The organism is Mycolicibacterium pyrenivorans, from assembly GCF_025821625.1.
Lineage (GTDB): Bacteria > Actinomycetota > Actinomycetes > Mycobacteriales > Mycobacteriaceae > Mycobacterium > Mycobacterium pyrenivorans.
On sequence record NZ_JACKSH010000097.1, the window covers coordinates 1 to 22722 of the forward strand.

Consider the following 22722-nt stretch of genomic DNA (forward strand, 5'->3'; position numbering starts at 1 on the left):
AGCCCCAGCCCCCGTGGCGGCCCCCGCCGTCGCCGTACCGGAGGCGCTGCCCGCCTCGCAGCCGATCGCCGAGCCGGCTGGGCCGGTCGACGTGTTCGAGCCCGTCGCCGAGACGATCGAGGTGTCCGGGCCGATGGAGGTGTCCGAGCCGATCGCCGCATGGCAGCCCGCCACCAGCGCTCTCGAGCCGGAGTCCGTCCCGTTACCGGAAGACGCCACCCACTTCGCCGTGGATTCGATTGGGCCGGAATCACTTTCGGCCAGTGTCGGGGTACCCCACCTGCCCGCCGCGGCGCCGGCCGCCGGACCCGTCGAGGCGCCGGTGACGGTCACCCCCCAGCCCGTCACCGCGCCGCAGCCGCTGCCGCCGCCGCTGTCCAACGTTTTCGGCGCCCTGCCCTGACCGCCACCCGGCCCGCTCGGATGGGGTAGTTCTACTCATCCGCGGGGCGCTGCCGCCGAGGCATGCTTGCCGTATGCCAACAACCCCACCCGGGCGCGACCGCGCCGTGGACGTCGCCCGGCTCGCCGCGCTGGTGGTCGTGATGTTCGGGCACTGCGCGCTGCTGCTCGCCACCATCGACAGCGGCGGTCTCCGCATCGGAAACCTGATCGGCCAGGTCCCCGCCGTCGCCGCGATCACGTGGATCGTGCAGGTGATGCCGCTGTTCTTCCTCGCGGGCGGGGCCGCCGGAGCCTACGGGCACCACGCGGGAGTGCCGTGGGGGTCGTGGTTGTTCGCCCGCGCGCAGCGGCTGTGCCGCCCGGTGTTCTGGTATCTCGCCGCCTGGTCCGTGGGCCTGGTCGTGGTGGCCCTGACGCTCGGCCCCGAATCTGCCGCCGGCCTCGGACGGGAGAGCGTGGCGCTGCTGTGGTTCCTCGGCGTCTACCTCGTCGCGCTGGCCTTCGTCCCGCCCCTCACGCGCCTGAGTTCCGGCCGGGCCGTCGCGATCCTGCTCGGCTGCCTTGTCGTCGCCGCCGCGGCGATCGACGGCATCCGCTTCGCCGTGGGCACACCCGGGGCGGGCGTCGCGAACTTCGTCGTCGTCTGGCTGATCCCCGTGGCGATCGGGGTCGCCTACGCACGCCGCCTGATCGCGGCCCGCGCCGCCCTCGCCGTCGCGGTGTCGGCGTTCGTCGCACAGGTGATACTCGTCGCGGCCGGCCCCTACGAGGTCTCGCTCGTCGTCACCGGCGCCGAACGGATCTCCAACGTCTCTCCGCCCACCCTGGTGCTGGCGCTGCACTGCACCTGGATGTCGTGTGCCTTCGTCCTGGCCGCAGGCGCGATCCGCAGATGGGCCCAGCGGCCGCGGGTCTGGCGCGTCGTCGCGACGGGCAACGGGGGAGCGATGACGCTCTACCTGTGGCACATCCCGGGATCGCGATCGCCGCGTTCAGCCTGCACGCCGTCGGGCTGGACGCCTACGACGTGCACGCCGCCGACTTCCGGGCCCTGCTCGCGCTCCGCGCGGTCGTCTTCGCGGTGGTGATGCTGGCCCTGTTCCACGCGCTCGCACCGCTGGAGCATCGGCCGTTGCCGTGGTGGGACGGCCCAGTCGGGTCCACCGGGTCCCGCACGACCGCTGCCGGTGTGCTCGTCTGCGCCGCCGGTGTCGCGCTGGTGATGACGGCGAAGTCCGGGCTCGGCGACGCACCCGGATGGTGCATCGCTCGGCTGCTTCCTCGGGGCGGCCGCCGCGGCGCGGCTCTGCGCGCATGCCCCCGCGGCCGCCCGGCGGGAACGCGCCGCGGTCTGCGCCGCGCAGCCCTGAAGGTCTGTTCGCCATCCTGACCGACTATCCACGAAACGAAGCGTGCTCTGCTGAACGGCAACATTTTTCGCCAGAAATCTTGATCATCTCCAGAAAGCGGGCCAGGATCGAGAAGATGGCCGACAACCCCGACTACGCGGACGCGCTGAAGTCAGCTGCCCTGCGCGTCACGCGGCCCCGCATGGCGGTGATGCACGCCGTCGAGCAGCATCCGCACGCCGACACGGAAATGATCATCGACGCTGCGCGCCAACGCCTTCCCGACGTTTCCCGCCAGACCGTCTACGACGCGCTCAACGCCCTCACCGGAGCCGGCCTGGTGCGCCGCATCCAGCCTGCCGGCTCGCTGGCGCGCTACGAATCCCGCGTGGGCGACAACCACCATCACATCGTGTGCCGCTCCTGCGGGGTCATCGCCGACGTCGACTGCGCCGTCGGCGAGGCGCCGTGCCTGACCGCCTCCGACGAGCAGGGACTGCTGGACGGCTTCGAGATCGACGAGGCCGAGGTCATCTACTGGGGCCTGTGCCCCGACTGCTCGATCCAGCACGCTTCCAGGTCGCACCCGTGACCACCGCCCAACCACCAAATGATGAATGAAATCCAGGAAGGTAACACCGTGTCCTCCGATACATCCGACAGCCGCCCACCCACCCCGGACGCCTCGACCGCCAGCAACAGCGAGAGCGAGAACCCGGTCATCGATTCCCCCAAGCCGAAGGCCAGCGCGCCGCTGACCAACCGCGACTGGTGGCCCGAGCAGGTCGACGTGTCTGTGCTGCACCGGCAGAACGAGAAGGGCAACCCGCTCGGCGGGGACTTCGACTACGCCGAGGAGTTCAAGAAGCTCGATCTCGAGGCGTTCAAGGCCGACGTCCAAGCGGTGGTCAGCACCTCCCAGGACTGGTGGCCCGCCGACTACGGCAGCTACGCCGGCCTGTTCATCCGGATGAGCTGGCACGCCGCGGGCACCTACCGCATCTTCGACGGCCGCGGCGGCGCGGGTCAGGGTGCCCAGCGCTTCGCCCCGCTCAACAGCTGGCCCGACAACGCGAACCTGGACAAGGCGCGCCGACTGCTGTGGCCGCTCAAACGCAAGTACGGCAACAAGATCTCCTGGGCCGACCTGATCGCGTACGCCGGAAACGCCGCCCTGGAATCCGCGGGCTTCAAGACGTTCGGCTTCGCGTTCGGCCGTGCGGACATCTGGGAGCCCGAGGAGATGCTGTGGGGCCAGGAGGACACCTGGCTGGGCACCGACGCGCGCTACGGCGGGACCAACGACAAGGACCGGAAGCTGGCAGAGCCCTTCGGCGCCACCACGATGGGCCTCATCTACGTCAACCCCGAAGGGCCCGAAGGCAAGCCGGATCCGCTGGCCGCCGCGCACGACATCCGCGAGACGTTCGGCCGGATGGCGATGAACGACGAGGAGACCGCCGCGCTGATCGTCGGCGGCCACACCCTCGGCAAGACGCACGGTGCCGGACCGGACGAGGGTATGGGGCCCGAGCCCGAGGGCGCTCCGATCGAGCAGCAGGGTCTCGGCTGGAAGTGCCCCTTCGGCTCCGGCAAGGCCGGCGACACTATCACCAGCGGCCTCGAGGTGGTCTGGACTGGCACGCCGACGCAGTGGAGCAACGGCTACCTGGAGATCCTCTACGGCAACGAGTGGGAGCTGACGAAGAGCCCGAGCGGCGCATGGCAGTTCGAGGCCAAGGACGCCGAGGCGAGCATCCCCGACCCGTTCGGCGGACCGCCTCGCAAGCCCACGATGCTCGTCACCGACGTCTCGATGCGGGTGGATCCGATCTACGGCCCGATCACCCGGCGCTGGCTCGATCACCCCGAGGAGATGAACGAGGCGTTCGCCAAGGCCTGGTTCAAGCTGATGCACCGCGACATGGGGCCGATCAGCCGCTACCTCGGCCCGTGGGTTCCGGAGCCCCAGCTGTGGCAGGACCCCGTTCCCGCCGTGGATCACGAGCTGATCGACGACCAGGACGCCGCACAGCTCAAGGCGAAGCTGCTGGACTCCGGCCTGACCGTGCAGCAGTTGGTGAAGACGGCCTGGTCGTCGGCGTCGAGCTTCCGCGGCACCGACAAGAGGGGCGGCGCCAACGGCGCGCGGGTTCGGCTGGAGCCGCAGCGCAACTGGGAGGCCAACGAGCCGTCCGAACTGGCTCAGGTGCTGCCGGTGCTCGAGCGCGTCCAGCAGGATTTCAACGCCTCCGCCTCGGGCGGCAAGAAGGTCTCGCTGGCCGACGTGATCGTGCTGGCCGGTTCCGCGGCGGTCGAAAAGGCCGCCCGCGACGCCGGTTTCGAGATCAACGTGCACTTCGCGCCGGGCCGCACCGACGCCTCCCAAGAGGACACCGATGCGGAGTCGTTCGCGGTGCTCGAACCGCGCGCGGACGGGTTCCGCAACTTCGTGCGCCCGGGTGAGAAGAATCCGCTGGAGCAGTTGCTGGTCGAGCGGGCCTACATGTTGGATCTGACCGCTCCCGAGATGACGGCCCTGATCGGCGGTCTGCGGGCGCTGAACGTCAACCACGGCGGCAGCAAGCACGGTGTTTTCACCGAAAAGCCGGGCGTGTTGAGCAACGACTTCTTCGTCAACCTGCTCGACATGAACACGGAGTGGAAGCCGTCGGAGTCGGCCGAGAACGTCTACGAGGGCCGTGACCGGTCGTCGGGCGCACTCAAGTGGACGGCGACCGCCAACGACCTGGTGTTCGGGTCGAACTCGGTGCTCCGTGGCATCGCCGAGGTGTACGCGCAGGACGACAGCAAGGACAGGTTCGTCGAGGACTTCGTCGCCGCGTGGGTCAAGGTGATGAACAACGACCGGTTCGAGCTGCGTTAGGCACCGCGCCGCCGGCCGGTTCACCGTCGACGGCGGTGCACCGGCCGGGGTGCGCGAATCCCGAGCGCCGCGGCCGTGTCAGGGCGATGTGTGTCGCACCCGTTCGGTAGGGTCCTGCGCGTGAAATCCGGCGCCGCTGCAAAGTCTGTGAATGCCCGTCTCGCCGAGGAACTGGCTGTCGGGGAAGGCCAGGTCGCCGCGGCGGTGCGGATGCTCGACGACGGCGCCACGGTGCCGTTCATCGCCCGCTACCGCAAGGAGGCGACCGGCAGCCTCGACGACGGCCAGCTCCGCACCCTGGAGGAGCGCCTCGGATACCTACGCGAACTCGACGACCGGCGGAACGCCGTCCTGACGTCGATCAAGGAGCAGGGCAAGCTCACCGCCGAGCTCACCGCGGCGTTGCTGGCCGCCGACACCAAGGCCCGGGTCGAAGACATCTACCTGCCCTACAAGCCCAAGCGGCGGACCAAGGCGCAGATCGCCAGGGAAGCCGGCCTTGAGCCGTTGGCCGACCGGCTGCTCGCGGACGCCGGGCTGGACCCGGTCGACGCGGCGTCCGGGTTCGTCGGGGAGAAGGTCGAGGACGCCGCCGCTGCGCTGGAGGGTGCGCGCCACATCGTCGTCGAACGTGCGGCCGAGGACGCCGAGCTCGTCGGCGCGCTTCGAGAACGGTTCTGGCAGAACGGTTCGCTGCGTTCCCGGCTGCACCCCGACCTGCCCGACAGCGGCCAGGCGGCGCAGAAGGCGCAGAAGTTTCGCGACTACTTCGACTTCTCCGAGTCGCTGGCCACGATGCCGTCGCACCGCGTGCTGGCCGTGCTGCGCGGCGAGAAGGAACAGGTTCTGGCGCTCGGCCTCGACGGCGGGGAAGACGCCGGGTACCAGGCCATGATCGCCGGCGCGCTCGGCATCGACCTGTCCGCGGCCGGTGCCGCGACGCCGTGGCTCACCGCCGCCGTGGGCTTCGCGTGGCGCACCAGGCTGTCGATCTCGGCGTCGGTGGACGCGCGCGTCCGGCTGCGGCTGCGCGCCGAGGAGGATGCCGTGGCGGTGTTCGCCAAGAACCTCAGGGATCTGCTGCTCGCCGCCCCCGCGGGAAACCGCGCCACCCTCGGCCTCGATCCCGGCTTCCGGACCGGCGTCAAGGTCGCCGTCGTCGACGGCACCGGCAAGGTGGTGGACACCTGCGCGGTCTTCCCGCATCAACCGCAGAAGCAGTGGGATTCGGCGAAGGCGACGCTGGCCGCGCTGGTGGCCCGGCACGGGGTCGAGCTGATCGCCGTCGGCAACGGCACCGCCTCCCGCGAGACCGACGCGCTGGCCGCCGAACTCATCGCGGACATCCGCGCGGCCGGGGCGAAGCCGCCGGCCAAGGCGATGGTGAGCGAGGCCGGCGCGTCGGTGTACTCCGCGTCGGCCTACGCGGCCCACGAACTGCCCGACCTCGACGTGACACTGCGCGGGGCCGTGTCGATCGCGCGGCGGCTGCAGGACCCGCTGGCGGAGTTGGTCAAGATCGAGCCGAAGTCGATCGGGGTGGGGCAGTACCAGCACGACGTGTCGCCGGGAATCCTGGCCCGCAGCCTCGGCGCGGTCGTCGAGGACGCGGTCAACGCCGTCGGCGTGGATCTCAACACCGCCTCGGTGCCGCTGCTGGCGCGTGTCTCGGGAATCACCGAGTCGCTGGCCGAGGCCATCGTCGCGCACCGGGACCGCGCCGGACGGTTCCAGAGCCGCCGCGCGCTGCTCGAGGTTCCGCGGTTGGGCTCCAAGGCTTTCGAACAGTGCGCTGGTTTCCTGCGGATCCGCGACGGTGACGATCCGCTCGATGCGTCCGGAGTCCACCCCGAGGCCTACCCGGTGGTCCGGCGCATCCTCGACCGCGCCGGGGTCACGCTCGCCGAGATCATCGGCGACGGGCGTGCGCTGCGGACGCTGCGTCCGTCCGAGTTCGCCGACGACCGCTTCGGCGTCCCGACGGTGACCGACATCCTGGCCGAACTCGAGAAGCCGGGGCGTGATCCGCGCCCGGCGTTCACGACGGCGACATTCGCCGCCGGGGTCGAGAAGGTGGCGGACCTCGAGGTCGGCATGGTGCTCGAGGGCGTGGTGACCAACGTGGCGGCGTTCGGCGCCTTCGTCGATGTCGGCGTGCATCAGGACGGCCTCGTCCATGTCTCGGCGATGGCGGACCGCTTCGTGTCCGATCCGCACGAGGTGGTGCGGTCCGGCCAGGTGGTGAAGGTGAAGGTCGTCGACGTCGATGTCGAGCGCCAGCGGATCGGGCTGACCCTGCGCCTGAACGACACCCCGCCCCGCGAGGCCGGTACCCGGCGACCGGAACGCTCGCGGGGACCGCGTCCCAATGCCAAGAAGGACCGGAAGCCGTTGCGTGGCAACAACTCCGGCCCGCGGCCAACGAACGCAACGGGAGGCTCGATGGCGCAGGCGCTGCGGGAGGCGGGCTTCGGAAGGTGAGCACGGCGGTGCGGCATCGTCCGATCACGGCGGCGGTCGTGACCGGTGTGGCCGTCGTGGTGGCCACCGGTTGCACGCAGACCGTCGAGGACGCGACCCCCACACCCGCCGCGCTGGCCGCCCCGATCACGGCGCTGCAGGTCGTCGATCTGCTGAGCCCCAAAGTCCTCGGCGAGGACGGCAATCTGTTCGTCACCGCCGAGCCGGAATCGTGCAGCGGGCTGGCGCGCGAGGTGGATCCGCCGTTCATCGACGCCCATCACCCACTGGCCACCGACGGCGGTCACTGGACCACCGCGGACGGCGCCGTGTACGTCGAGGAGATGGTGGCCGTCTACCGATTCGACTTCGATCCCGCCGCGGCGCTGGCCGACGCGCGAGCGGCCATCGAGTCCTGCCGCGGCACCCAGTTGACCGTCACCACGATGGGTGAGCGCACGTACCTGTTCGACGTGCTGCCTCCAGCCGGCGGCGGCCCACAGGGCAGCGTCGTGTGGTCGCTGCGCGCGGTCGACTGGAATTGCGACAACACGTTCGTCGCCGCGCACAACGCGGCGATCGAGATCACCGCCTGCGGTGCTGCCGGCGGATTCGACGTGGCGGCGCTGGCCGAGGACGCGCTGCGCCGCATCGATGCGCTGGCCAACACCACCGCGTAGCCGTTCCTCAGGCGGTGATCGGTTCGGGTCCTCCGGCGAGTTCCGCGCGGGAGGTGTCCTTGAGGTCCACCCCGGAGCGGCCCAACCGACGGGCCCCGGCAACCAGGGAAGCCGTGATGTGCGCCGCCCGCTGGTACCCGAGACCGTCGGGCGGGTGGATGTTGGAGATGCAGTTGCGGTCGGCGTCGGAGCGACCCGGTCGCGGCAGGTGGGTCAGGTAGATGCCCAGGCTGTCCGCCACCGACAACCCCGGGCGTTCTCCGATGATCACGATGAGGGTCGCGACGTCCAGTGCCGCACCGATGTGATCGCCGAGAGCCACCCGCGCCTGCGTGGCGATCACCGGCGGCGCCAGCCGGTAGTGGCCGGTGAACTCGGCCGCCAAGGCGGCCAGCAGCCCGGTTCCGTGGTCGGTCAGCGCGCGCGGCGAAAGCCCGTCGGCCAGCACGATCCCGATGTCGGCGCCGGAGCGTGGCAGCCCCGCCAGGTCCGCGGGGGTGCGGCCGAGGTCGGGTCGCCGCAGGTACTCGCTGCGGTCCGACGCCTGGCTGCGCACGTACAGCGGAACGCCGAGGCCCACGGTTTCCACGGCCCGGCCGAACCCGTCGGCGTCCAGCGGCTCGTGGACGGCGTCACGCGCGGCGGAGTGCGCGGCCTTGAACTCCAGAACCCGTTGCGACGGCAGCGAGTTGCCCGCCCGGCCCAGGCCGATGCGGGCCCGCGTGGTGCGGCGCAGCGGCGCCCACACGTCCTCCGCCGGCGACCTGTCCTGGGCGGTCACTGCCCGGCCGCCAATCCGAGCAGCGGCGAGCCTGCCGGGTCGACCGGCAGGACACGTCCGGCGTCGTCGGCCATCCCCAGCTGTGCCAGCCACGCCTCGAACTCCGGTGCGGGCCGCAGCTGTAATGCCTGGCGGACATACAGCGCATCGTGGAACGACAGGCTCTGATAGCCGAGCATCACGTCGTCCGCGCCGGGCACGGTGATGACGAACGCCGCCCCCGCGACGCCGAGCAGCGTCAGCAGGGTGTCCATGTCGTCCTGGTCGGCTTCGGCGTGATTGGTGTAGCAGACGTCGACACCCATCGGCAGGCCGAGCAGCTTGCCGCAGAAGTGGTCCTCCAGCCCCGCCCTGATGATCTGCTTGCCGTCGTAGAGATACTCCGGGCCGATGAAGCCGACCACGGTGTTGACCAGCAGCGGGTCCAGCGCACGCGCCACCGCGTAGGCCCGTGTCTCCAGCGTCTGCTGGTCCACCGGCCTGCCGCCGACGCCGAGATGGGCATGCGCCGACAACGCCGAACCCTGCCCGGTCTCGAGGTACATCACGTTGTCTCCGACGGTGCCGCGGCCCAGCGACCGCCCGGCCTCGTTGGCTTCCGCGAGCATCGGCAGGGTGATGCCGAAACTCGTGTTCGCACCCTGGGTGCCCGCGATCGACTGGAACACCAGATCGACCGGTGCGCCCCGCTCGATCAACTCCATCGTCGTCGTGACATGGCTGAGGACACACGACTGCATCGGGATGTCGAAGCGCTGCCTGATGTCGTCGAGCAGGTTCAGCAGGTCCGACGTGTGCTGCGGGGAATCGGTGGCCGGGTTGATGCCGATCACCGCGTCGCCGCAGCCCATCAGCAGCCCGTCGAGCGTGGCCGCGGCGATACCGCGCGGATCGTCGGTCGGATGGTTGGGCTGAAGCCGGGTCGCCAGGGTTCCCGGGATCCCGATCGAGGTGCGGAAGGCGGCGCTGACCGTGGTGGCCGCCGCCACCGCGATCAGATCCTGGTTGCGCATGATCTTCGACACCGCCGCAACCATTTCCGGCGTCAGGCCCGGCACCACCGCCGCGATGGCCTGCGCGGCGTGTGGCTGCGAAGACGCGTCGAGCAGCCAGTCGCGGAACCCGCCGACGGTCAGGTGCGAGACAGCCGCGAACGCGTCACGGTCGTGGGTGTCGATGATCAGGCGGGTGACGTCGTCGGTCTCGTACGGCACCACCACCTCGGTGAGGAACGTCGACAGCGGCAGGTCGGCCAGCACCCAAGCGGCGGCGGCCCGTTCGGCGTCGGAGGCCGCTGCGCAGCCGGCGAGCTCGTCACCGGAACGCAGCGGGGTCGCCTTCGCCATCAGTTCGACGAGCCCGTCGAACTGATAGGTGTGGCCCGAAACCTGCTGGCTGTACGTCATCTCATTTCATCTCAGCTCGTCCTCGGCGGCGGCCAGCGCGGCGAACTCCTCGTCGGGCGAATTGGCCACCAGACGGTGCCTGCTGTACAGCCCGAAGTAGGCCATGAACGCGGCGAAGACGATCAGGCAGCTCAACGCGGCGACGCTGTCGACCAGGAAGGTCGCGATGACCGCCAGCACCGCGATGACGAGGGCGAAGCCGGTTGTGACGACGCCTCCAGGGGTGCGGTACGGCCGGTGCATCTCAGGTGCGCGCCGGCGCAGCACGATGTGGCTGACCATCATCAGCACGTAGCTCAGTGCGGCCCCGAACACCGCCATGTTCAGCAACAGGGCGCCCTGACCGGTCAGCGACAGGATGAAGCCGATGACGCCGGGCACCACCAGCGCCAGGGTCGGCGCCTTGCGCGAATTCGTCACCGACAACAACGTCGGTAGGTAGCCGGCACGCGACAGCGCGAACAACTGCCGCGAGTAGGCGTAGATGATCGAGAAGAAGCTCGCGATCAGGCCTGCCAGCCCGATGTAGTTGACGACCTTGGCCATCGTGCCGTCGCCCAGCGCCTCGACCAGCGGGTTGCCCGACTCCGACATCGCGGCCGCGCCGCCGGCGCCGGTGGTCAGCACGAGGACCGTGACGCAGGTGCACAGCAGGACGGCCATCCCGGCGATGATGCCCCGCGGCACGTTGCGTTCCGGGTTGGCGGCCTCCTCGGCCGCCAGCGGGACCCCCTCGATCGCCAGGAAGAACCAGATCGCGAACGGGATCGCGGCCCAGATGCCGATGAAGCCGTAGGGCAGGAACGAAGAAGCTCCGGCGGCGTCGGTCACGGCGATGTCGGTCAGGTTGTTCGCGTCGAACTGGCCGATCGCGGCGATCGCGAAGATGACCAGGCCCACCAGCGCGATGCCGGTGATCACGAACATGACCTTGAGCGCCTCACCGACACCGGCGAGGTGGATGCCGATGAACACGGCGTACACGGCGAGGTAGACCCACCAGCCGTCGGTGATCCCGAAGATGTTCAGCGATTCGACGTAGGCGCCGATGAAGGTGGCGATGGCGGCGGGCGCGATCGCGTATTCGATGAGGATCGCGGTGCCGGTCGCGAACCCGCCCCACGGGCCCAGCGCGCGGCGCGCGAAGGTGTAGCCGCCGCCTGCCGCGGGAAGTGCCGACGACATCTCGGCCATGCCGAGCACCAGCGCCAGGTACATGCAGGCGATGATGACGGCGGCGATCGCGAGGCCGCCGAAACCGCCTTCGCCCAGTCCGAAGTTCCAGCCGGAGTAGTCACCGGAGATGACGTAACCGACGCCGAGACTGGCCAACAGCAACCAGCCTGCGGTTCCTCGCTTCAGTTGGCGCTTCTGCAGATACTCGTCCGATTCCCGATGTTCTTCGACACCGCGCCCGGTGTGGATGGGATGACTGTCGCTACTCATGACATGAGACTCCATTCGATGGTGTGAGCTAACACACTATGCCCCACATGGTTGCGTCGACGTTGCATAATCACACCAAAAGCATTGGCGCGCAACGTAATTTAAGTAGCAAAACGGACAGCACGGCCCGGCGCGACGACGTCGTCGCGGTCGGCGGCGCGCGCGACGCGCGACTCGGCGTTACGCTCCTGCCGATCTGCCGAGCACCCGGGCCAGGGTTTAAAGGTCTCCGTACCAACCTTTAAAGCGGGAGCTTATGGGCTGGTCCGAGCGTTGTCCAGTCCTCACTTCTGTAACAGCACCGCAGGCGCGCTCGATAGATCGCACACACCGGTTCGAGGGAAGGGATCGCCGTGAGCGCAGTGCTGGGCCTGTCCCTGACCGCCGACGATGTCGTCTGGGCGCTCGTGGACGCCGACGGCGCGCTGCTCGACCACGACGCACTCGACGTGGACCCCGCAGGCGAGACCGCCTGCGCAGCGGCGCGCGGCGCCTGCGCCATCGCCCGGGCGATCGGTGTGGAGATCGGGGGCGTCCGGCTGACGTGGAAGACCGACGCCGCGCACGACGGTCTCGGGCTGCGAACGCGATTGGAGCATCTCGGCTTCGACCACGTCGAGGCGGTGCCCACGGCGGCTGCGATGGCGGCCCCCGTTCACCCCGACGCGATGGACATGGCACCGCGGCTGGCATTGGCCTATGGCGCCGCACGAGCCGAGGTCGATCCCGGCGACACGCAGACGGTGGCGGTTCCGGAGCCGCGACGAGGACGAGCGCGGCGCCGGGTCGTCACCGCCGTGCTCAGCGCGGCCGTCGCGGCGGGCCTGGGAGTGCTGCTGCTCTCCGCGGAACCGGCGCCACGGATCGAGCCGGCCACGGCGATCGTCACCGCCGAACAGGCCACGCCGGCCGATCCCGGTTGGGTGGCCGTCGCGGCCCCGTCGGCCACCGCGGCGACGGACCGCAAGGTCGTCGTCACCCCGGTCCCGGTCCAGGAGCCGGCCGTCGTCTCGCCACAGTTCTACGAGCCCGTGCAGCAACCGGTCGCCGCGATCGGCGCCGACCCGGCCCCCGAAGTCGCCGCCGTCGCTGCCGAACCTGCGCCCGCCGCGCTCCTCGAGGCGGCCCCCGACCCGGGCCAGGCATCGAGCCCGGCGTCGGCCGAACTGCCGCACCTGCCCGAAACTCACCTGTCAGAAACGCATCTGGCGGCCGCCACCGACCCCGCGGCGGCGCCGCTGCCCGGACCCGACATGACAGAAATGGTGAATGTGTTCACTGCGTTGCCCTGACCGCGTACGGTCGACCCGTGACGCCGGTATCCCAGGTTGCCCACGCCCCTGACCACGTCGTCGGACTGGCCCGCGAGATGCGCGATCTGGTCTTCGCCGAGGCTGCCGAATCCGAACGAAACCGCACGCTGACGGCGGCGATCGTCGAATCGATGTGGTCCACCGGCCTGATGTCCGCCTTCAACCCTTCCGCCGCGGGGGGGATGGAGCCCTCGTTCGCGGAGATGATCGAGACCTGGATCGAAATGGCTTGGCAGGACGGGTCATTCGGCTGGGTGGGGATCGCCAACCTGCCGTCGGCATTCGCCGCGGCAACGTATCTGCCCGACGACGGCTTCGTCGAGGTGTTCACCGCGAACGAAAACCACGTCACGATGGGCGGGCAGTTCTTCCCCAACGGTCAGGGTACCGCCGTCGACGGCGGTTACCGGCTGACCGGATCGTGGAGCTTCGGGTCGGGCACCGGCCACGCCGAGTACGTGGCGGCGGGGTTCCTGCCGATGGTCGACGGCGAGATCCGCTGGATCAGCGAGGGCGTGCCCGACATGCAGGTGGCCGTGGTGCCGCGTGACGAGGTCGAGTTCAAGGACGGCTGGCATGTGCAGGGGCTCAAGGGAACCGGCTCCTACGACTACGCCCTCGACGACGTGTTCGTCCCGCACCGCCGCACCTTCGCGCTGTTCAGCCGCGAGCCCCGGCGGGGGAGTTCACCGGCCACCCGGATGGGGATGATGCCGGTGACCGCTGCGGGCCATGCCGCGTGGGCGCTCGGGGTCGCCAAGAGCATGCTCGACGACGTGGCCGAACTGGCGGCGACGAAGTTCCGGATGAGCGACATGGCGGCGCTGGCCAGCCGACCCACGTTCCAGAAGGGCCTGGCCCACCACGTGGCGGCCTGGCGGGCGGCGCGTCTGCTGGTGCTCGACGCGTTCGGCACCGCGGAGGCGGCCGTCGCCGCCGGTGGCGAGCTCACGCCGACGCTGCGCGCCGACATGCGGGTGGCCGCGGTGTTCGCCACCGACACCGCCCGCGGGTGCGCGGAATGGGCGCACCTGGTGGCCGGCACCAGCGCGATCCGGGAGGGCAGCCGCCTCGAGCGGGCGTTCCGCGATGTCTACACCGGGACCCAGCACGCCTTCATCAGTGAGAAGGTGGCCATCGACGCGGCGCAGGTGTGGTTGGGCGTCATCGAGGACCAGTTCGGTCTCTGATCAACGCTGGACGGCGGCCTGGGGATCCACCACGATTCCCCGGATGAACAGTCGGCTCGCGACCAGGTAGCTCGCGATCGCCGCCAGGTGCATCACCGGCACGACGACCAGCAGGGCGCGTTGCAGTGACATGTTGCCCAGGTCGGCCTTGAGGGCGTCGCTGATCAGCCCGGTGACGAACGGCCCCGCGGAACCGACGATGGCGCTGAAGAACAGGAAGATCGCCGAGGCTGTCGCGCGCTGCTCGGCGGGCACCAACCGCTGGATCGCGGCGATCGACGGCGCCATGTAGGCCGTGCCGACGACATAGCTCAACGCGATGAAACAGACCGCGAGCCCGCTGCTTCCCACCACGAACCCCAGCGTGGAGAACGGCAGCAGCGCGGCCGTCATCGCGGCGACCAGCCACAGCAGCCAGCGTGGGTCGACACCCGACAACCGGTCGGCCACCCGCCCGACGACGAGCAGGCCGAGGATGCCGGTGACGCCGCTGGCGATGCCGTACTGCAGGCCCACCTCGCCCAGCGACATACCGCGGGCCCGCATCAGGAAGGCCGGCGCGAACGTCGTCAACGCGTAACCGGCCACCGAGACGCACGCCGCCCCGGTGACGATCGCCAGATAGCTCGGCTTGCGCAGGATCTCCCACCACGGCCCGGCCTGTCGGGGTGAAGGGGACGGGTCGGGGAGGGGGCTCTGCCGCCGGCCCATCACCGCCAGCACGACCGGGACGAACGCCACGCTGAGTGCGCCCATCACCACGAAAGCGGTGCGCCAGCCCAGCGCCTGGGCCAGGAGCCCGCCGCCGATAAGGCTGGCCGCGCTGGCCAGCGGGATGGCCAGCGTGATGACCGCCAGTGGCGCGGCGCGACGCTCGGGCGCGAAGTTGCGGGCCACGTAGGCGTGCGCGGCGGGCGTCGACCCGGCTTCGCCGATGGCGACCCCCACGCGGGTCAGCGCGAGTTGGAGGCCGGACTGCACGGCTCCGCCCAGCATCGTCATCACGCCCCACAACGACAGGCACCCCGAGATCACCAGCCCGTACGCACCCCGGTCGGAGATGCGGGCGATGGGTATGCCGACCAACGCGTAGACGGCGAGGAACCCGAACCCGTTGATGACACCGATGGCGGTGTCGGACAACGAGAGATCTTCCCTGATGGGTTCGGCCAGGACCGCGGGCAGGAAGCGGTCGGCGTAGTTCAGTGTGCCGACGACCGCCAGGGCAGACACGGCCGCCCACGCCCGGCGGGGACGGTGGGTCCCATCCGCGGGGTCGGCGGTGTGTACCGGCGACGGTGTGGACATCCCGGACTCCTTCGCGACAGACGCCGTCGAGCGTTACAGACGACGATCAGAATGTCACGCGTTCGAGGGTGTCGCGGCCGAATGACACGGCTTCGCCGAAGACACCGAATCGAACCCGGGCGGTGACGCAGTTATCGCGCGACGGGCCAGTGCCACACCGACATGTCGCCGCGCGGATAGTTCATGCACACGTCGGTGGCGTGGGCCACGACGCCCTTGTTGTTGAAGAAGATCTTCGCCCAGTTGCCCCAGCGCGTGGCCACCTGCTCGTAGAAGACGTTGGTCGCGGTGTTCTCGGAGTACTGGCGGCGTCCCACCGCATCGAGAGAGAAGAACCAGTGGATACGGTCGAACGCGGCCTGCTGGACGTCGGCGGGCCGGTTGGCCCGGTCCATCATGTACCGCTCGTAGTACACCGGGCTGGTGTCCCGCACCGCCGCCAGATACTGCTCGACGTCGCAGGTCGTGTGGATGATCCGCCTCGGGATCGGATAGTCCTCGGTGGAATCGGCGGCCGCCGGGCCGGTGAGGCTCAGACAGACCGCCGCCGCTCCGAGGAAACCGAGACCCACCCGCGCGACGCGACTCACCAGTCCAGTCATCATTCCTCCTGCCTCATCGTTCGGTTGGCGATGCCTCATCGGATCAGCCGCCGCCCGTCACCGGATTCGACGTCAGTGAGATGAAGCCGCCGTTGATCCACACGCCCCACCGTCCACCCCAGGCCGAGTTCCACACGACGGGTTGGCCATTCCAGTGCTCGGCGGGCTTCGGCGGCGCCCAGGCGGGTGGCTGCTCACCCTGGACGGGCGCCGGCGGCGGAGGTGGTTGTGCGCTCGCCACGCCCGAATGCAGGCTGCCGACGGCCAGCCCGCACGCGACCGCTGCGGCACACGCCGCGGACTTGATCGAGGTCATCGCGTCCCGCGTCACTGTCGCGGTGCTTGATCGAGGACGTAGAGCTTGTCCGGGCAGTACGTGCGCAACCCCGCGGCCAGGAACTGCCATGCCTGCTCGGTGGTGGCGTCCTTGTCCAGCTGGTTGTGCACGAAGTGCGCCGCCTCGAAGGCGTTCGCGTCGAGGTTGGTGGCCAGGCGCTTGCACGTGATCTTGCCGATCCAGGCGTTGTAGTCCTTCTGACCGTAGATGCCGTAGGTGTGCAGTTCGTTGGAGAAGGCGGTGTCGGGGTCGGCCGCCGCGGGCGCGGCGAACCCGAGCCCCACGGCCAGCGCGGCGATTCCTACCAGGACCCGCTTCATGGCCTCACTCCCTCTGCTGGATCTGTCTGCAGCCGTTCAGGTTTCGGCCAGGGCGAGGGGACCGGTCTGGTGCGCACCCGTTGCGGCCACCAGAACCACGGTCCCATCAACGCGGCAATGGCCGGGGTCATGAACGCGCGGATCACGAGTGTGTCGAACAGCAGACCCAGACCGATCGTCGTACCGACCTGGGCGATCACGGTCAACTCGCTGACCGCCATCGACATCATTGTAAAGGCGAAGACGAGTCCGGCGGCGGTTACCACCGTGCCGCTGCCACCCATCGCGCGGATGATGCCCGTGCCGACCCCGGCGTGAATCTCCTCCTTGAGGCGCGAGACCAGCAGCAGGTTGTAGTCGGCGCCCACGCCCAACAGGATGATCACGGCCATGGCGAACACCATCCAGTGCAGTTCGATGCCCAGGATGTGCTGCCAGAACAGGATCGACAGCCCGAACGACGCGGCGAGGGACACCACGACCGTGCCGACGATGACCGCGGCGGCGACCACGGCGCGCGTGATGATCAGCATGATGATGAAGATCAGGCCCAGCGCCGAGATGCCGGCGATCAACAGGTCGTAGTTGTTGCCGTCCTGCATGTCCTTGAAGGTTGCCGCCGAACCGCCGAGGTAGACCTTCGACCCCTCCAGCGGAGTGCCCTTGATGGCCTCCTTCGCAGCGGTCTTGATCGCGTCGATCTTCCTGATGCCCTCGGGGGTCAACGGATCACCCTCGTGGGCGATGATGAAACGCACCGCGTGGCCGTCGGGGGACAGGAACTGCTCCAGCCCGCGCTGGAAGTCCTTGTTCTCGAAGATCTCCGGCGGCAGGTAGAACGAGTCATCGTTCATCGAGTCGTCGAACGCCTCGCCCATGGCATCGGCGTCCTCGGACATCGCCGCCATCTGATCCTGCATTCCCTTCTGGGACTGGTACATCGTCAGCATCATCGTACGCATGGTCTTCATCGTCTCGATCATCTCGGGCATGAGCGCGACCATCTGCGGCATCAACGTGTCCAGGCGCTTCATGTCGGGCAGGATCTCCCGGAAGTCATCGGTCATCACGTTGATGCCGTCGAGGGTGTCGAACACCGACCTCATCGCCCAGCACACCGGGATGTTATAGCAGTGCGGTTCCCAGTAGAAGTAGTTGCGGATCGGGCGGAAGAAGTCATCGAAGTTCGCGATGCTGTCGCGCAGATCCTCGATGTCGGTCAGCATGTTCTCCATCTTCGAGACCATGCTGTGGGTGATCTCGGACATCTGCTGGGTCAGGTCCGACATCTTCTCCATCGTGGCGATGGTGTTGCTCATCTCGTCGGCCTGCACCAGCATGTCGGCCATCCGGTCCTGCATGTACTTCTCGTTGAGCCGCTGGGTCGTGCCCTGCATGCTCATCTGGAACGGAATCGACGTGTGCTTGATCGGTTTGCCGTCCGGGCGGGTGATCGCCTGAACCCGGGCGATGCCCTCGACCCGAAAGAGCGCTTTGGCAATCTTGTCGATCACCAGGAAATCGGCCGAGTTGCGCAGATCGTGGTCACTTTCGACCATCAGCAGTTCAGGGTTCATCCGGGCCTGCGAGAAGTGGCGGTCTGCGGCAGCGTAGCCCTCGTTGGCGGGCAGATCGGCAGGCAGATAATTGCGGTCGTTGTAGTTGGTCTCGTAGCCGGGCAGGGCGAGCAGTCCGACCAGCGACAGCGCGACCGTCGCCACGAGGATCGGGCCCGGCCAGCGGACCACCGCCGCACCGATCTTGCGCCACCCCCGAACCCGCATCGTGCGCTTGGGCTCCAGAATCCTGCCGAAGCGGGTGACGACGCTGATGATGGCGGTCATCAGCACGACGCCGGCCATCACCACCACGAACATGCCGATCGCCAACGGAATGCCCATGGTCTGGAAGTACGGCAACCGAGTGAAGCTCAGGCAGAACGTCGCACCGGCGATGGTCAGACCCGAGCCGAGAACCACGTGCGCGGTGGTGTCGAACATCGTGTAGAAGGCGGTCTCTTTGTCTTCGCCGGCCTCGCGCGCTTCCTGATAGCGCCCTGTCAGGAAGATGGCGTAGTCGGTCGCCGCGGCTATCGCGAGCGTCACCAACAGGTTCGTCGCGAACGTCGACAGGCCGATGATCTCGTGATAACCGAGGAACGCCACCACCCCGCGCGCGGTGGTCAACGACAGCACGACCATCACCAGCGTGATCAGCACGGTGACGATCGACCGATAAACCAGCAGCAACATGATGATGATGACGGTGAACGTCGTCGCCTCGATCAACCGCATGCTGCGGTCGCCGGCGATGTGCTGATCGGCGGCCAGCGCCGCAGGGCCGGTGACATAGGCCTTCACGCCCGGCGGCGGTTCGAGGCTGTCCACGATGTTCTGGACAGCCTCCACCGATTCGTTGGCCAGCGCCTCGCCCTGGTTACCGGCCAGCTTCACCTGGACGTAGGCGGCCTTGCCGTCGGTGCTCTGCGAGCCCGAGGCGGTCAGCGGGTCGCTCCAGAAATCCTGCACGGACTGCACGTGGGCGGTGTCCGCTTCGAGCCGGTCGACCATCTCGTCGTACCAGGCGTGCGCCTCGTCGCCCAGGGGTTCCTGGCCCTCGAACACGATCATCACCGAGCTGTCCGAGTCGCCTTCCTCGAACAGCTCGCCGACCTTCTTCATCGAGATCATCGACGGCGCATCGCCGGGGCTCATCGAGACGGCCTGCATCTGGCCGACCGTCTCCAGCTGGGGCACAACGACATTGACCACGACGATGAGCGCGATCCAGCCCAGGACGATGGGCACGGCGAACGCGCGGATCATCCGGGGAATGAACGGGCGCGACGGCTTACGGGCGGGCGGGAACGCGTCGGTCGGCGTGTCGGTGACCGGAGTGCTCATGCGGACTTCACAAAGCAGAAGGTCTGGGCGTTCAAGCCGTCCGTCGTCCTCTCGTCCTTGAGTTCATCGTCGACGAAGATGCGGCAGGTGATGGTGCTGCCGTCACCCTGGGCGACGATGTTGGGCGCGGCCGACGGTTCGGTGGTGCTCAGCATGAGCGACCACGGCAACGCCGCGCCGTCGACGCGCTGCGGTTTGGCGTCGAGATCCAGATAGTTGATGTCGGCGTAGGACCCGCTCCCGGAGATCTCGTAGCGGACCTCTTTGGGGTCGTAGGGCTCGGGCAGATCGGCGAAGTTGCGCGGCGTCTCGATGATGCCCTCGGAGCCGAAGAACGTCCGGATACGCGAGACGGTGAGGCCGGCGACCACCACCACGAACACGATGAGCAACGGAAGCCACACCCGCTTGGCGATGCCGATCACGTCGCCTGACCCTGACCCTTGCCGCGCAATTCTCAACCCTCTGATTTCGTTCCGGATGTTCTGCCGATCGTAACTTAGCCCGTATAAGTTCTCATCCGACCCGCAGATTGGCCAAGTAACTGTGTCGCTGCTAACTGCTTACACGTCGGTGCGGGCCAGGTCACCCCGCGCGGGCCCGGTCGCCGTGCGATCCGCGCCGATTCGGCCCTTGACCGCCGGTCGAGCCCGCTGCTAGACATAGCCACAGCAGAATGCTGAGCGATCGCCCAACAGCGCTTGTGCGGTTGCCGCCGAGGAGGAGCGTGCCGATGGCGGACCCGAGGGGAGCCACGACCGCGCCCGCAGACTCGGCGACAGTTTATTACGACCCGTACGACGTGCGGATCACCGCCGACCCGTATCCCACCTATGCGCGTCTCCGCGACGAAGCGCCGCTGTACTACAACGAGCGCTACGACTTCTGGGCGCTGTCGCGGCACGCCGACGTCGAGAAAGCGCTCTCGGATTGGGAGACGTTCTCCAACAGCCGCAGCGACATCCTGGAGCTGGTCAAATCGCAATTCGACATGCCCAAGGGCGTGATGATGTTCGAGGACCCGCCCGAGCACACGATGCTGCGCGGTCTGATGTCGCGGGTGTTCACGCCGCGGCGGATGGCCGAGATCGAAGACCAGATCCGCCGGTACTGCGTGAGATGTCTCGACCCGCTGGTGGGCTCCGACGGGTTCGACATCATCGCCGAACTGGCCTCGATGATGCCGATGCGGGTGATCGGCATGCTGCTGGGAATCCCCGAGTCCGAGCAGGTCTCGGTCCGCGACGCCAACGACGCCAACCTGCGCACCAAACCGGGTGCGCCGATGAAGGTGATGAACGCCGACAAGATCGCCGACGGCAGCATCTACGCCGACTACGTCGAATGGCGATCGGACAACCCTTCCGACGACCTGATGACCGCCCTGCTCAACGTCGAGTTCGACGACGAACACGGCGTGCGGCGAAAACTGACCCGCAAAGAGGTACTGCACTACACGCAGGTGGTCGCCGGGGCGGGGAACGAGACGACCGGCCGGCTGATCGGTTGGCTGGCCAAGGTGCTCGCCGAGCACCCCGACCAGCGCCGCGAGATCGTCGCCGACCGGTCGCTGTTGCTGCGCGCTGTCGACGAGACGTTGCGATTCGAGCCCACCGGTCCGCACGTGGCCCGCTACATGGCGCGGGATTTCCAGTGCTACGGGCAGACCGTTCCGGCCGGGTCGGCCATGCTGCTGTTGTTCGGCGCGGCCAACCGCGACGAGCGCCGATACCGGCAGCCCGACACCTTCGACATCCACCGGGACAACATCAGCCACCTCACCTTCGGCAAGGGTGTGCACTACTGCCTAGGTGCCAACCTCGCCCGACTGGAAGGCCGGGTGGCGCTCGACGAGTTGCTCAACCGCTGGCCCGAGTGGGACATCGACTACGGCACCGCGAGGCTGGCGCCCACCTCGACGGTCCGCGGCTGGGAGCACCTGCGTGTGGTGGTGGCCTGACCGGCAGGTCAAACCTAGTCTCCCGGTGACTCCACGCCCTCGGTGGCCTCGGGTCCGTCGGTGGGACCGTCGAGGACGCTGACCGCGATGCCGTAGGGCAGGAACCGGACCCGCCGGGTGGGGTCGGTGTTGTTCTTGTTCGCCCTCAGGGCATCCAATTCGGTGGGATACACCTGCTCGATGTGGGCGCCGCCGCCGTCGTCGACGGTGTAGATGGCCCACACCCCGTCGCCGGTCTCGCCGGTGGTCTCCGGCCGGGTGCGGGCTCGGGTGCCGCGGGTGAACTCGTCGAACAACACCGACCATCCCGCGCGCTCACCCGAGGTGTTCACGAACCGGCCAAGACCGTCGAACGCCTCACGCAGCCCTTCGCCCGCCTCCCGCACGACGCGGTCGAAATCCTCGGGGTCGAAGCCGAACGGCCCCCCGGAAGAACTGTTGCCCATGGTGGTCCTCCTGACGGCTGTGCCCGCAGCACAGCGGATAGTGACCAGTGTGCCCGCGTCAGCACAACTAGTCGACTGTCGCGAGACGGAAGTGGTAGGCAACCTATATGCCCATGACACGAGCGGACCTGCTGGCCACTGCGCAGCGGTCGCTGACCGCGGCCGCAGCACACGACCGCGAGGGCTGGATCGGCCTGTTCACCGCCGACGGCAGGGTCGAGGATCCGGTGGGCTCCCGGCCGCACCGGGGGCGCGTGGCCATCGGTCACTTCTATGACACGTTCATCGGCCCGCGTGCCATCACCCACCATCCGGGCGTGGACCTCGTCGTCGGCACCACGGTGCTTCGCGACCTCGAACTCGAGATCCAGATGGCGTCGGCGCTGACGATGCGGGTGCCCACCTTCATTCGCTATGACCTCAAGACCGAGAACGACGAGCTGCGAGTCGCCGCGCTGTCGGCCTACTGGGAGCTGCCCGCGATGATCGGGCAGTTCGCGCGCGGCGGGCTCGCCGCCGTGCCCGCCGGGATGTCGCTCGGCAGAACCATGTTCGCCAACCAGGGGCTGTCCGGCAGCCTCGGGTTCCTCAGCGGATTCCAGGGCCTCGGCACAGGTGGCAAGGGATTGTTCGCGCGGTTCCTCGACGAGGCGTGCGGCGGGGACGAGATAGGCGTGCGCCGGCTGGCCGCCGACGGCCCGATCACCCTCGGCGACACCGAGGCGTTGACCACCTCCGACTTGGTCAAGCACCTCTCCGGCGGGACCTGGGGCAAACTGATCCGGTCGGGGCGTGCCGTGGCTGCGCGGATCGACCGCGACGGCCGCCGCAGCGTGCTCATCGCCGACCTCGGCGCCGACCGGGTGGCCCTGTCCCGGATCCGGCTGTTCGGCGAGATGCGGTGATCGTGTCGAATCGGCCACGTCGCT

The 22722-nt window shown here is 68.7% G+C and carries 18 protein-coding genes and 2 pseudogenes; 10 read left to right on the top strand and 10 right to left on the bottom strand.

Annotated features, from left to right (window positions below; translation table 11 throughout):
- From H7I57_RS12035 to H7I57_RS12060, 6 genes and pseudogenes are all read left to right on the top strand, one after another.
- Nucleotides 1-403, top strand: a pseudogene (locus H7I57_RS12035) (hypothetical protein); the annotation flags it as partial.
- Between the two features lie 73 nt (nucleotides 404-476).
- A pseudogene (locus tag H7I57_RS12040) lies at nucleotides 477-1775 on the top strand (acyltransferase family protein).
- Between the two features lie 115 nt (nucleotides 1776-1890).
- A complete protein-coding gene (locus tag H7I57_RS12045) occupies nucleotides 1891-2346 on the top strand; it encodes a Fur family transcriptional regulator (protein ID WP_264023726.1) in 456 nt (151 codons plus the stop codon).
- Between the two features lie 48 nt (nucleotides 2347-2394).
- Entirely contained in the window at nucleotides 2395-4641 is a 2247-nt protein-coding gene (katG, locus tag H7I57_RS12050; protein ID WP_264023727.1) for a catalase/peroxidase HPI, read from the top strand.
- A gap of 120 nt (nucleotides 4642-4761) precedes the next feature.
- Complete coding sequence (locus H7I57_RS12055) at nucleotides 4762-7122, top strand: Tex family protein (RefSeq protein WP_308204349.1); 2361 nt, start codon at nucleotides 4762-4764, stop codon at nucleotides 7120-7122.
- A gap of 8 nt (nucleotides 7123-7130) precedes the next feature.
- The gene (locus H7I57_RS12060; protein WP_264023728.1) at nucleotides 7131-7781 is read left to right on the top strand and encodes a sensor domain-containing protein; all 651 of its coding nucleotides are present in this window, start codon (nucleotides 7131-7133) and stop codon (nucleotides 7779-7781) included.
- A gap of 7 nt (nucleotides 7782-7788) precedes the next feature.
- On the opposite strand, the gene eutC is transcribed toward H7I57_RS12060, so the two are convergent.
- The 3 genes from eutC to eat are packed head-to-tail and all read right to left on the bottom strand — an operon-like array spanning nucleotide 7789 to nucleotide 11414.
- Nucleotides 7789-8562 carry an ethanolamine ammonia-lyase subunit EutC gene (gene eutC / locus H7I57_RS12065; RefSeq protein WP_264023729.1) on the bottom strand — a complete coding sequence of 258 codons (774 nt, stop codon included), beginning with the start codon at nucleotides 8560-8562 and terminating at the stop codon, nucleotides 7789-7791.
- The gene (locus tag H7I57_RS12070) at nucleotides 8559-9968 is read right to left on the bottom strand and encodes an ethanolamine ammonia-lyase subunit EutB (RefSeq protein WP_264023730.1); all 1410 of its coding nucleotides are present in this window, start codon (nucleotides 9966-9968) and stop codon (nucleotides 8559-8561) included. Before H7I57_RS12070 ends, eutC begins: the two co-directional genes overlap by 4 nt.
- 6 nt (nucleotides 9969-9974) lie before the next feature.
- Nucleotides 9975-11414 carry an ethanolamine permease gene (eat, locus tag H7I57_RS12075; RefSeq protein WP_264023731.1) on the bottom strand — a complete coding sequence of 480 codons (1440 nt, stop codon included), beginning with the start codon at nucleotides 11412-11414 and terminating at the stop codon, nucleotides 9975-9977.
- Nucleotides 11415-11767: 353 nt separating this feature from the next.
- Here eat and H7I57_RS12080 point away from each other — a divergent pair, with 353 nt between their 5' ends.
- Nucleotides 11768-12706, top strand: coding sequence for a DUF7159 family protein (locus H7I57_RS12080; protein WP_264023732.1), 939 nt, complete (start codon nucleotides 11768-11770; stop codon nucleotides 12704-12706).
- Between the two features lie 77 nt (nucleotides 12707-12783).
- Entirely contained in the window at nucleotides 12784-13917 is a 1134-nt protein-coding gene (locus H7I57_RS12085) for an acyl-CoA dehydrogenase family protein (RefSeq protein ID WP_264023838.1), read from the top strand.
- Here H7I57_RS12085 and H7I57_RS12090 read toward each other — a convergent pair whose 3' ends face one another.
- The 6 genes from H7I57_RS12090 to H7I57_RS12115 form a co-directional block, all read right to left on the bottom strand.
- A complete protein-coding gene (locus H7I57_RS12090) occupies nucleotides 13918-15225 on the bottom strand; it encodes a spinster family MFS transporter (protein ID WP_264023733.1) in 1308 nt (435 codons plus the stop codon). It lies immediately after the preceding gene.
- A 131-nt stretch (nucleotides 15226-15356) separates the two neighbouring features.
- The gene (locus H7I57_RS12095) at nucleotides 15357-15827 is read right to left on the bottom strand and encodes a DUF5078 domain-containing protein (RefSeq protein ID WP_264023734.1); all 471 of its coding nucleotides are present in this window, start codon (nucleotides 15825-15827) and stop codon (nucleotides 15357-15359) included.
- Nucleotides 15828-15870: 43 nt separating this feature from the next.
- On the bottom strand, nucleotides 15871-16143 hold the full coding sequence (locus H7I57_RS12100) for a hypothetical protein (protein ID WP_264023839.1): 273 nt from the start codon (nucleotides 16141-16143) through the stop codon (nucleotides 15871-15873).
- A gap of 11 nt (nucleotides 16144-16154) precedes the next feature.
- Nucleotides 16155-16484 carry a DUF732 domain-containing protein gene (locus H7I57_RS12105; protein ID WP_264023735.1) on the bottom strand — a complete coding sequence of 110 codons (330 nt, stop codon included), beginning with the start codon at nucleotides 16482-16484 and terminating at the stop codon, nucleotides 16155-16157.
- Nucleotides 16481-19387 (bottom strand): MMPL/RND family transporter, encoded by a 2907-nt coding sequence (locus H7I57_RS12110; RefSeq protein WP_264023736.1) that lies wholly within the window; start codon nucleotides 19385-19387, stop codon nucleotides 16481-16483. The genes H7I57_RS12105 and H7I57_RS12110 overlap by 4 nt, the downstream gene beginning before the upstream one ends.
- Nucleotides 19384-19812 carry an MmpS family transport accessory protein gene (locus H7I57_RS12115; protein ID WP_264023737.1) on the bottom strand — a complete coding sequence of 143 codons (429 nt, stop codon included), beginning with the start codon at nucleotides 19810-19812 and terminating at the stop codon, nucleotides 19384-19386. Before H7I57_RS12115 ends, H7I57_RS12110 begins: the two co-directional genes overlap by 4 nt.
- A 308-nt stretch (nucleotides 19813-20120) precedes the next feature.
- Here H7I57_RS12115 and H7I57_RS12120 point away from each other — a divergent pair, with 308 nt between their 5' ends.
- Nucleotides 20121-21347, top strand: coding sequence for a cytochrome P450 (locus H7I57_RS12120; protein ID WP_264023739.1), 1227 nt, complete (start codon nucleotides 20121-20123; stop codon nucleotides 21345-21347).
- A 14-nt stretch (nucleotides 21348-21361) separates the two neighbouring features.
- Here H7I57_RS12120 and H7I57_RS12125 read toward each other — a convergent pair whose 3' ends face one another.
- The gene (locus H7I57_RS12125) at nucleotides 21362-21793 is read right to left on the bottom strand and encodes an Rv0313 family protein (protein WP_264023741.1); all 432 of its coding nucleotides are present in this window, start codon (nucleotides 21791-21793) and stop codon (nucleotides 21362-21364) included.
- A gap of 107 nt (nucleotides 21794-21900) precedes the next feature.
- On the opposite strand from H7I57_RS12125, the gene H7I57_RS12130 reads away from it, so the two are divergent.
- Nucleotides 21901-22698: a ketosteroid isomerase family protein gene (locus tag H7I57_RS12130; protein WP_264023742.1), complete on the top strand. Its 798-nt coding sequence runs from the start codon at nucleotides 21901-21903 to the stop codon at nucleotides 22696-22698.
- Nucleotides 22699-22722: the final 24 nt, after the last annotated feature.